Raw genomic sequence first — 9508 nt, forward strand, 5'->3', positions numbered from 1 at the left:
CTACAAAGTAATAGAAAACTAAATGGTAAAGCAACCTAAATTATGTAAACATACCTTTTGAGTGCGTTAACCTAGTTAATTCTAAAGTGTAATAACGCTATCAAAAAAAAAGCAGCTCTTAAAGTAAGAACTGCTTTGCTTTCTATAATATATAAAAAGGGGAAGTTATTTTATTTTCCGAATAAACCACCTAAAAGACCGCCAAGGCCTCCTGAGCTTTTGTTACTACCTCCTAAAACCATACCAGCTACATCATCAATAACGCTACCATCACCATCTGCATCTAATATTTTTTCTAAGAAACTTTGTTCGTTAGCAGTATCGCTACCTCCAAGTAAGCCTCCTAATAAACCAGTAATTCCACTTTGAGAATTTACATTATTTTGGCTTGCTTGTTTTCCTAAAACACCCATTAAAATAGGAGCAGCTACTTTTAAAATGTTTCCAACAGCACCAGAATCTAAACCAGCTTTTTGACCAATTACTTGCTCAACACCTTGTTGTTTGCTACCTAATACATGGTTAAGAATTTTTGAACCATCGTTAGTTACTTCTTCATCAACTCCACCACCAAATAAACCTCCAAGGTTATCTAAGATGCTTCCGTTATGCTTTCCGCTTAATGCACCCATTAATCCTGCTGCACCTTCTGGTGTAGAGGCATTACGTTCCATTGCTTTCATAAGTACTGGTAAAGCCATAGTTAATACACTACTTGTTTTTCCTTGATCTGTTCCTGTTGATCCAGAAACACCGCTTATGATTGTTTTTCCTAAGTCACTGTTTAATAAGTCTAAAATTCCTGCCATTTTGTATTGAATTAATTTATGTTAAATATTGTTTGTTAAGGTACAAAAAAAAGTCCCACAATTGTAGGACTCACTTTTTTTGCTTTGGTCACATTTAAATATTAACCTAGTATAGAAATGATTTGTTCAGCTAATTCAACACCAATTCTATCTTGCGCTTCATTTGTTGCTGCACCTGTATGTGGTGTAAGCGATAATGAAGAATTCATTAGTAATTGAATTTCTGGTTTTGGTTCTTTTTCAAAAACATCTAAAGCTGCTCTTGCTACTTTTCCGCTTTCAATTGCTTTAACAAGTGCAATTTCATTAACAACACCACCACGTGCTGCATTAGCTATGATTACACCATCTTTCATTTGGTTGAATTCAGCTTCATCGATAACGTAGTCTTTCTGAGCTGGTACGTGTAACGTTAAAAAGTCTGATTGTTTTAAAACCTCTTCCTTAGAAATTGTTTTTATTTCAAAATTTACTTTTTGTCCATCAAAGAAATCTAATTGCAAATCTGCTTTCTCTAAAAATGGATCAAAGGCTACAACTTTCATTCCTGCACCTAAAGCTACTTTTGCAGTTGCTTGACCAATACGACCAAAACCAAGAACACCTAAAGTTTTACCTTTTAATTCTGTTCCTTTTGCATAAGCTTTCTTTAAGCCTTTAAAATTGGCATCACCTTCTAATGGCATATCTCTATTAGAGTTATGTAAAAAACGTGCTAAACCATAAAAGTGACCAAATACCAATTCGGCAACTGAATGAGAAGAAGCAGCTGGTGTGTTTATAACACTTAAACCTTTTTCTCGCGCATACTCAACATCAATATTATCCATACCAACACCACCTCGACCAATAATCTTTAGGCTAGGGCAGTTGTCAATTAAATCTTTTCTTACTGTTGTTGCACTTCTTACTAATAGTACAGAAATTTCATTAGTATTAATGTAGTTTTCTAATTGTTCTTGGGCAACTGTTGTTGTTATAACTTCGTAACCTGCAGCTTCTAAAGCGTCAATTCCACTTTGAGAAACTCCGTCGTTTGCTAATACTTTCATCTTTGTGTTTAAAAGTTTAAAAGTTTAAAGTTTTAAAGTTTTTCAACTTTGTGACTTCAACTTTAAATTATAATTATTTTTAAGCAATACTCAATTGAATACTGCTGAATTTCTAAGCTTTACTCTCTAAATCGCTCATAATTTCTACAAGTGCTTTAACGCTATCTAACGACAATGCATTGTACATTGATGCTCTATAACCACCAACACTTCTGTGCCCATTAATTCCATTGATACCAGCTTCTAAACACATAGCATCAAATGTTTCTTTAAGGTTTTCGTTTTCTAATGTAAACGTTGCATTCATGTTAGAACGATCTTCTTTTACAGCATAACCTTTAAATAATGGGTTTAAATCAATTTCAGAATATATTAAGCTTGCTTTCTTTTCGTTGATTTCTTCAATAGCTTTAATACCACCTAAATCTTTTAACCATTGCATTGTTAACATAGATACATAAACGGCAAATACAGGAGGTGTATTAAACATACTACCTTTTCCTATATGAACTTTATAATCCATCATTGAAGGAATCTTACGAGATACCTTACCTAAAATATCTTCTTTAATAACAACTAAAGTTGTACCTGCAGGACCCATGTTTTTTTGAGCTCCAGCGTAGATTAAATCAAATTGAGAAAAGTCTAATTGACGCGAAAATATATCACTACTCATATCACACACCATTGGTACAGGAGAGTTTGGAAAACTCTTCATTTGTGTTCCAAAGATGGTATTGTTAGACGTACAGTGAAAATAATCGTAATCTTCTGGGATATCGTATCCTTTTGGTATGTAGTTAAAGTTGGCGGCTTTAGATGATCCTACTTCGTAAATATCATCATAAATTTTTGCTTCTTTTATAGATTTGTCTGCCCAAGTACCAGAGTTTAAGTAACCAGCTCTTTTTTCTAGTAGGTTTAATGCTACCATTAAAAATTGTGTGCTTGCGCCACCTTGTAAAAACAACGCTTTATAACCTTTTCCTTCTAAACCTAATAACTCTAAAGCTAAAGATCGAGCATTTTCCATGACATCAACAAATGGTTTGCTACGATGTGATATTTCTAAAAGGGATAAGCCTTCATCAAAGTTTAAAACTGCTGCTGCTGCTTGTTCCATTACCGATTTTGGCAATACACATGGACCTGCACTAAAATTGTGTTTTTTCATGAAAATTTTATTTTCATTTCCGTTCTATTAGACTTAATAATAGTCTAGACCAGAAATTTTATTAATTTTTTAAACCGTTACAAAGGTGCTAATTAAATGCTTAATTTATGTTATTAAATTGATAATTTTTATCTCATATTTCTAACAAAAATTCAACAGTATCTACATTATCCGCATAATCATTTAGCTTTGGATTCTGTGTGTCACCAAATTCTATTTCTCCATCCTTAAATGATTTAGCAACTACACATTGTATATGGTCTATATTATCTGCTATTTGTTGTTTTAAATCCTCAATAGAATCGTAATACTCATAAAACAGCGTAGCTATAGGAGATGCGTAGCTTTTATCTTCCTTTATCATCAGAAATCCGTTCTCTAACATATCAAACTCACTCATTAAATACACGGCTTTGTTGTAGTCGTAATTATTAGCGTATTTAGATTCATTTATTATGGGATGCCATTTATAAACGGCTTTAAATAGGGCTTGGAAATCATAACCTTTTGGTACAAAAAGTTTCGAAACGTTTCTGCAACCTAATCCATAATATCTAAAAATATCATCAGATAATAATTCTAAATCCTCAGATGTTTCATTACCTGTTAATACAGCCACTGAATTTCTGTTTTTTCTAATGATAGAGGGTTTGTTCTTAAAGTAGTACTCAAAATAGCGAGCAGTGTTATCGCTTCCTGTAGCAATTACAGCTTCAAAATCCTCAAGCTTTTCTTCAGTGAATTTTATTTTGCCTTTAAAATGAGGCTCAACTATCTCTAAATATTTAGCTAAAAATGGTAATAAATGTTTGTCGTTAGATGATTGTTTTACTAAAACATTATGGCCCGAAATAAGGACACATAAAAAATCATGAAACCCAACTAAAGGAATATTTCCTGCCATAATAATAGCAACGGTCTTTGGGTTTTCAATATTAAAGTTATACTTTTCTAACCATTCGCTAATGTTTTTGTTGGTCAACGCATTAGACCAATTTTTTAGCGTAAAAGTTATGTTGTTTTTTGTAAACCAGCCATTGGCTTCTTGAGCAAGTTTTATTTGGTGTTTAAAGCCATCAAAAAATAAATCATTTGCTTCAATATTATTATTTATAACGGCTTCGTTATTCTCAAATTGCTTTAAAAAAGCGCCTAATTTTATAAAAGCGTTAATTCTTTGTTGTAAATCCATATATGGTTTGGTTATACGATGTTTTGGCTTTATTTTTGCATTTGCAAAATTACGCAAACCAAATGAGCAAGAAAAAGTTTGTTGTGAAATATGGATTAAATTTTGCGAAATACATCTGACATTTTAATTAATTAACGCGCAGATTACTAAAGAAAAAGATAAAAACTATGGCAATTATAATCACTGACGAATGTATAAATTGTGGAGCATGTGAGCCAGAATGCCCAAATACAGCTATTTACGAAGGAGCCGATGATTGGCGTTATTCTGATGGTACAAGCTTAACCGGTAAAATTGTTTTACCAGATGGTAAAGAAGTTGATGCTGACGAAACACAAGAACCTATTGATGATGAAGTGTATTACATAGCACCAGATAAGTGTACAGAATGTATGGGCTTTCATGAAGAACCTCAATGTGCTGCTGTTTGTCCTGTGGATTGTTGTATTCCTGATGATGATAATGTAGAAACTGAAGAAGAGTTATTAGGTAAGCAACGTTTTATGCATCCTGAGGGTTAATTTCAAAACTAAGAAATAACTAAAAAACCCGAAGTCTAAGGCTTCGGGTTTTTTAATTTTATTTGGTATGTATTATTCCGATTTTAAGCTCGCTAATTCAAAAACTAAATATTGAATAGAACGCTCAACAGCTTCAGATTGTGTTGCACTATTTTTAGTATGAAAAGAGGAGTATAACACACCACCATTACCATGCGCAAACGTGTAGGCTAAATAGATATCTTCTTCAATACCGTCATTATACACTACAGGACCATATAACCAAGGCAACACAGTATTGTCGTCGTAAGATGCCACGGGTTGCCAGCTATTTAGAAACTGATCAATTGTAACGGTATTATCTGTAGTCGAAATATTAAAATTTAAGGTCATCCAATCTAATAAATCTTCGTTGAGTACTTCTGCAGTTGTAGATAATGACTGACCTGAACGATAAGGGTCTCTAAAAGAGATATAATCTGTTCCATAATTAGTAATGTCATATAAATAAACATAAGTGTAATCGGTAGCATAAAGCAAGCCACCATTGGCAACAAAATCTGTAAGATTACTAGTGAATTCTGTTTTGTATTCACTTAAGCCACAGTTTAAAAATATAATATCATAATTTGCTAATAATGCAGGCGATTCAATTAAACTTCCAAATCCAAAATCTACATTAGGTTCTAACTGTTCATTAGTAGTAGTTTTACTTAAGCTAGTATTAGTGTCGTGGCTGTGTCCTTGTTGAGAACTACTTGGTCTTCCTGCTAAATCATGTCCATCTATAATATCAAATAATGGTTCTCCTGTTACAGGATTTACAAGCCCAATATTATACAAAACAGTTTCTATATTATCGTAATCACCAGTAACTACAGCGATGTTTGGCAGATCTGTAATGGTAATAGTACTCAGGTCTATATCAAAAATATCATTGTCAGTATTTACAGTTGTACTAAGAGTTGTTGAGAAAAGTCCTCTTGAGATGATGACCTCATAATCTCCAGGTGATACACCAGTTAATGTAAAGTTACCTTCACTATCTGTAAGCGTTTCATTTATAAGGGTGTTGCCTTCGTATAATTTTACATTAGCCTTAGAAACAGCATCAGTGCCATTAGGCGCGACAAATTTTCCGCTGAGATTAAAATCTCCATCATTGTTTTCTTGTTTGTCTTTTGAGCACGAATAGGCTAGGAGCAGCACTAAGATAAAAGTGATTGATTTTTTCATATTTGAGAGGTTTTAATGGATTAGTTATGTTGTAGACGCACAAAGCTTCAAAGGGTTGCGTTAGTCGTATCTATTTATATAACAGTTTAATACAAAAATTCCCTAGTTTGCCGGTTGCATTTTAAACTACCGTCTGGTATTGCTCCTTCATTTTTTATGAAGACAACCAGAGTATTTATTAAGAACTACGCTTAAATACAGTGTAATTATCTGATTATTAAAAAATTACGTAGTTATACGTATACGTTCTTACGATTTTTAGCTGTATCTTTAACTCGCTATTAATCAATTAATTATGTATTATGATTTATAAAATGAAATTAGTGTTACTTGTAGTAGTAGGTGTTGCAATATTTGCTTGTAAGCAAACCAAAGAAAAAGCCGAAATTGTAGAGGTAGAGGAAGTAGATTTAATAAATGACGAGTTTCCAGAAGCAAAAAAAGAAATATTAGAAACCTGGAATGCCATAGAGCAAAGTCTGCGTGATGGTGATATGGATAAGTTAATTAGTTTTCATGCTTATGGACCAAAATTTACTGAGTTTAAAAATGGAGAACCTCGAAATGACAGCAAGGAGAATGAAGAATTTGAACGTAATACGTTTAGTCAGGTTACAGAGGTTATAAAATTTGATGCCAATGATATGCATATAGCTGTTTTTGGCGATGTGGCTAATGTGACAATGCATACTGATTTTCAATTAAAATTTGGAGAAAATCTTGTTGTAGTTATCGATCAGATGTCATTGTTATTTGCGAAAACAAATGCAGGTTGGAAAATTGTGAGCGAACATCATTCGCCATTACTAAAAAATGAAAGCTAAATTTCGGCCGTTTTGTTAACCCTTATGTTTCATTGAAATCCTAAGTCTTTGACTTAGGATTTTTTTGTGATGTTTTAGGTGCTTCATTGATTTTATCTGTTCTGTTATTTACAAACGAAAAGTATATTGTAATCAAAGAGAATAGAAAGGGAGTAGGCAGTATCACGGAAAACGATCCTATGTTTAAGATTGTAACCTAAGTTAAATGATTGGCAAAATAAGCTATCATCTTATTAAATAAATGAAGTAATCGGTTTAAGAAGGCTTAACTTTGCGTCCAGAAATTAATGACATTAAAGCGTCTTAATTTTAGATTATAGAATAGATAATAATTATTAAGGTACAGCAATATAATGACACAAACAGAATTTTTAGAAAAACACGTTTTCACTGATTTAAAAAATGTAAATGATGGTTTCGATGGCGAAACGCATTATTTCTCTGAAACAGATTTTGAAACCGTACTCCAGCGCGTACAGCACTTTGGCATTGGTATCTATGGTATAGAACCTTGGTTAGATGGTAAAATGTACGACGTTTTAAGTCACGAAGAGTTTAAAAAGAAAGCAACAGATCCCAAATGGTACACCAGAGCATTTGCAACTTTTAAAAAACGACAAGAAGGTTTAGCGTATGCAGCAACTTATAAGGTGTCAAAAAAGCTTTTGGAGCGTGAATAGTTTTAAAAGTTTAGAAATATAAATCCTGAGTCTTTGGCTTAGGATTTTTTTATTCCACTTTTAATTATCTGTTATAAATCCGATAATTAAAAATATCGGTTATTAAGCCGATAAAGTTGTATATTGGCTAAAAAACCGATATATTTGTGTAAAACCAAGAAAAATGATTGCAGTAATCACAGGAGATATCATCAATTCTAGAGAGATAGATACAGAGCGTTGGTTAGCACCTCTAAAAAAAACGCTTAATTATTATGGCAAAGAATCTAATAGTTGGGAGATATTTAGAGGCGATAGTTTTCAGCTTTCAATAGCACCACAAAAAGCATTACTTGCAGCTATGCATATTAAAGCAACAATTAAACAACTAAAATCACAAGATGTTAGGATGGCCATTGGTATAGGTAAAGAAACCTATGCATCTAGCAAAATAACAGAATCTAATGGGTCTGCATATATAATGTCTGGTGATTGCTTTGAAGCCTTAAAAAAGCAAACCTTAGCCATAAAAACAACGGACCAAAATTTCAATGAATCTATTAATATTATGCTTAGTTTAGCATTGTTAACGGCAAATAACTGGAGTAGTACAGTGGCTAAAGTAATTACAACAACTTTAGAGCATTCCGATAAAAAACAAGAAGATTTAGCGCAACTCCTCAATAAATCTCAAAGTAGTATTAGTGAAGCTTTAAAAAGAGGAGGTTTTGAAGAAATAATGACTATGAACAATTTTTATAAAGCAAAAATCGCTCAATAATGATACTCTTATTTACTAAATTTTTAATCGCACATATCATTGGAGACTTTGTTTTACAGCCAAACAGTTGGGTAAAAGATAAAAAGGATAAAAAGCATAAATCAAAATACTTATACGTTCATGGTTTAGTTCATTTTGCAGCATTATTAGAACTGTTTCAATTCAATTGGTCGTTTTTACCCTATTTTATAATCATAGTTATTAGTCATTTGGTCATTGATATCATTAAAATAAATCTCGAGGCAAAAGCTAATACCAGATGGCTGTTTTTTGTAGATCAGATACTTCATGTACTAATTATAGGTGCTGTCGTTTATTTTAAAGCGCCTTATAGCTTAGATATTGAAAAATTATATTCTAAAGAAGCCTTGTTATTACTGCTTGCATTGTTATTAATAACTTCTGTGTCCTCTATCATTATGAAAATGTTAATGGGAAAGTGGAGTTTAGAAGAAGATAATTCTGAGGACTCATTAGAAAGCGCAGGTAAATACATTGGTATTTTAGAACGTCTATTTGTGTTTAGTTTTATATTACTAAATCAGTGGAGTGCCATTGGGTTGCTTATTGCGGCAAAATCCGTATTTAGATTTGGCGATTTATCTAGAGCTAAAGACAGAAAGCTTACCGAATACATGCTTATAGGTACATTAATAAGCTTTGGTATGGCCATATTTATAGGCTTGTTGTATAAATATGTTATAACCTTAGTGTAAAATTCAATTATAAACAAACACCACAAATAGAGACAAACCAGTATAAATAATAAAATCTATGACCTACCAAGATGTATTTAATGAGTTCTGGGAACAAGTAAAAGAAAGCATAGAAGCTAAAACCTTTGCAAAATTAACCATGGCAAAAACCATTGGTAAACCGGAATTAAAAAACATTTTCTTAAGGCCAATCTATGCAGAAGACGACTTTAAAGTCATATTAAAGTATAGCTTTAGACCACGAGAAACCGAAGATATAGAAGAAGAAATGACTTTAGAAGACGCTTTGCCTATTGTAAAGCAGCATTTAAAATCCTCTTTTTTATCTGTGTTATTGTTTACAACAAAAAAAGATGTGGTTTTTAAAATGAATAAAAAAGGTGTTGGTAGTATTACCGAGAACTATCCTACTTTTAAAAATGTAACTTAACTATAGAAAAATATAAAATAGATTACGAAATGTTATATTGAATCCTGAGTCTTTGGCTTAGGATTTTTCTTGTTTATAACTGTTTATAAGTTTGATTTTTAAAATATTACGATTAATTTACTTTTGTTGAATAAA

Annotated in this window: 11 protein-coding genes; 6 read left to right on the forward strand and 5 right to left on the reverse strand. The window is 32.2% G+C overall.

Annotated elements, in window-relative coordinates:
- Positions 1-170: 170 nt before the first annotated feature.
- From ACJBCC_RS11410 to ACJBCC_RS11425, 4 genes are all read right to left on the reverse strand, one after another.
- Positions 171-809, reverse strand: a complete 639-nt coding sequence (locus tag ACJBCC_RS11410; RefSeq protein WP_407557244.1) for a DUF937 domain-containing protein — start codon at positions 807-809, stop codon at positions 171-173.
- Positions 810-910: 101 nt separating this feature from the next.
- Positions 911-1861 (reverse strand): D-2-hydroxyacid dehydrogenase, encoded by a 951-nt coding sequence (locus ACJBCC_RS11415; RefSeq protein WP_407557245.1) that lies wholly within the window; start codon positions 1859-1861, stop codon positions 911-913.
- Between the two features lie 112 nt (positions 1862-1973).
- Positions 1974-3035 carry a 3-phosphoserine/phosphohydroxythreonine transaminase gene (serC, locus tag ACJBCC_RS11420; RefSeq protein ID WP_299100237.1) on the reverse strand — a complete coding sequence of 354 codons (1062 nt, stop codon included), beginning with the start codon at positions 3033-3035 and terminating at the stop codon, positions 1974-1976.
- Positions 3036-3168: 133 nt separating this feature from the next.
- Positions 3169-4227: an acyl-CoA reductase gene (locus ACJBCC_RS11425; protein WP_299100235.1), complete on the reverse strand. Its 1059-nt coding sequence runs from the start codon at positions 4225-4227 to the stop codon at positions 3169-3171.
- Between the two features lie 167 nt (positions 4228-4394).
- Between ACJBCC_RS11425 and ACJBCC_RS11430 the strand changes: the two genes are divergently transcribed.
- Positions 4395-4748, forward strand: coding sequence for a 4Fe-4S dicluster domain-containing protein (locus tag ACJBCC_RS11430; protein WP_299100233.1), 354 nt, complete (start codon positions 4395-4397; stop codon positions 4746-4748).
- A gap of 72 nt (positions 4749-4820) precedes the next feature.
- Here ACJBCC_RS11430 and ACJBCC_RS11435 read toward each other — a convergent pair whose 3' ends face one another.
- Positions 4821-5963, reverse strand: a complete 1143-nt coding sequence (locus ACJBCC_RS11435; protein WP_407557248.1) for a carboxypeptidase-like regulatory domain-containing protein — start codon at positions 5961-5963, stop codon at positions 4821-4823.
- A 314-nt stretch (positions 5964-6277) separates the two neighbouring features.
- On the opposite strand from ACJBCC_RS11435, the gene ACJBCC_RS11440 reads away from it, so the two are divergent.
- The 5 genes from ACJBCC_RS11440 (at position 6278) to ACJBCC_RS11460 (ending at position 9373) form a co-directional block, all read left to right on the forward strand.
- A complete protein-coding gene (locus ACJBCC_RS11440; protein ID WP_407557249.1) occupies positions 6278-6787 on the forward strand; it encodes a nuclear transport factor 2 family protein in 510 nt (169 codons plus the stop codon).
- A 353-nt stretch (positions 6788-7140) separates the two neighbouring features.
- Positions 7141-7467: a hypothetical protein gene (locus tag ACJBCC_RS11445; protein ID WP_299100225.1), complete on the forward strand. Its 327-nt coding sequence runs from the start codon at positions 7141-7143 to the stop codon at positions 7465-7467.
- A gap of 163 nt (positions 7468-7630) precedes the next feature.
- Positions 7631-8227: a SatD family protein gene (locus ACJBCC_RS11450; RefSeq protein WP_407557250.1), complete on the forward strand. Its 597-nt coding sequence runs from the start codon at positions 7631-7633 to the stop codon at positions 8225-8227.
- Positions 8227-8943, forward strand: coding sequence for a DUF3307 domain-containing protein (locus ACJBCC_RS11455; protein WP_407557251.1), 717 nt, complete (start codon positions 8227-8229; stop codon positions 8941-8943). The genes ACJBCC_RS11450 and ACJBCC_RS11455 overlap by 1 nt, the downstream gene beginning before the upstream one ends.
- 58 nt (positions 8944-9001) lie before the next feature.
- Positions 9002-9373 (forward strand): hypothetical protein, encoded by a 372-nt coding sequence (locus ACJBCC_RS11460; RefSeq protein WP_299100217.1) that lies wholly within the window; start codon positions 9002-9004, stop codon positions 9371-9373.
- Positions 9374-9508: the final 135 nt, after the last annotated feature.

Origin of the sequence: Winogradskyella sp. 4-2091 (assembly GCF_045765065.1) — a bacterium.
GTDB lineage: Bacteria > Bacteroidota > Bacteroidia > Flavobacteriales > Flavobacteriaceae > Winogradskyella.

Coding starts and splice junctions, on each gene's coding strand:
- ACJBCC_RS11445 (WP_299100225.1), top strand. CDS start 7,141: ATGACACAAACAGAATTTTTAGAAAAACACGTTTTCACTGATTTAAAA.
- ACJBCC_RS11450 (WP_407557250.1), top strand. CDS start 7,631: ATGATTGCAGTAATCACAGGAGATATCATCAATTCTAGAGAGATAGAT.
- ACJBCC_RS11415 (WP_407557245.1), bottom strand. CDS start 1,861: ATGAAAGTATTAGCAAACGACGGAGTTTCTCAAAGTGGAATTGACGCT.
- ACJBCC_RS11435 (WP_407557248.1), bottom strand. CDS start 5,963: ATGAAAAAATCAATCACTTTTATCTTAGTGCTGCTCCTAGCCTATTCG.
- serC (WP_299100237.1), bottom strand. CDS start 3,035: ATGAAAAAACACAATTTTAGTGCAGGTCCATGTGTATTGCCAAAATCG.
- ACJBCC_RS11430 (WP_299100233.1), top strand. CDS start 4,395: ATGGCAATTATAATCACTGACGAATGTATAAATTGTGGAGCATGTGAG.
- ACJBCC_RS11455 (WP_407557251.1), top strand. CDS start 8,227: ATGATACTCTTATTTACTAAATTTTTAATCGCACATATCATTGGAGAC.
- ACJBCC_RS11440 (WP_407557249.1), top strand. CDS start 6,278: ATGAAATTAGTGTTACTTGTAGTAGTAGGTGTTGCAATATTTGCTTGT.
- ACJBCC_RS11425 (WP_299100235.1), bottom strand. CDS start 4,227: ATGGATTTACAACAAAGAATTAACGCTTTTATAAAATTAGGCGCTTTT.
- ACJBCC_RS11410 (WP_407557244.1), bottom strand. CDS start 809: ATGGCAGGAATTTTAGACTTATTAAACAGTGACTTAGGAAAAACAATC.
- ACJBCC_RS11460 (WP_299100217.1), top strand. CDS start 9,002: ATGACCTACCAAGATGTATTTAATGAGTTCTGGGAACAAGTAAAAGAA.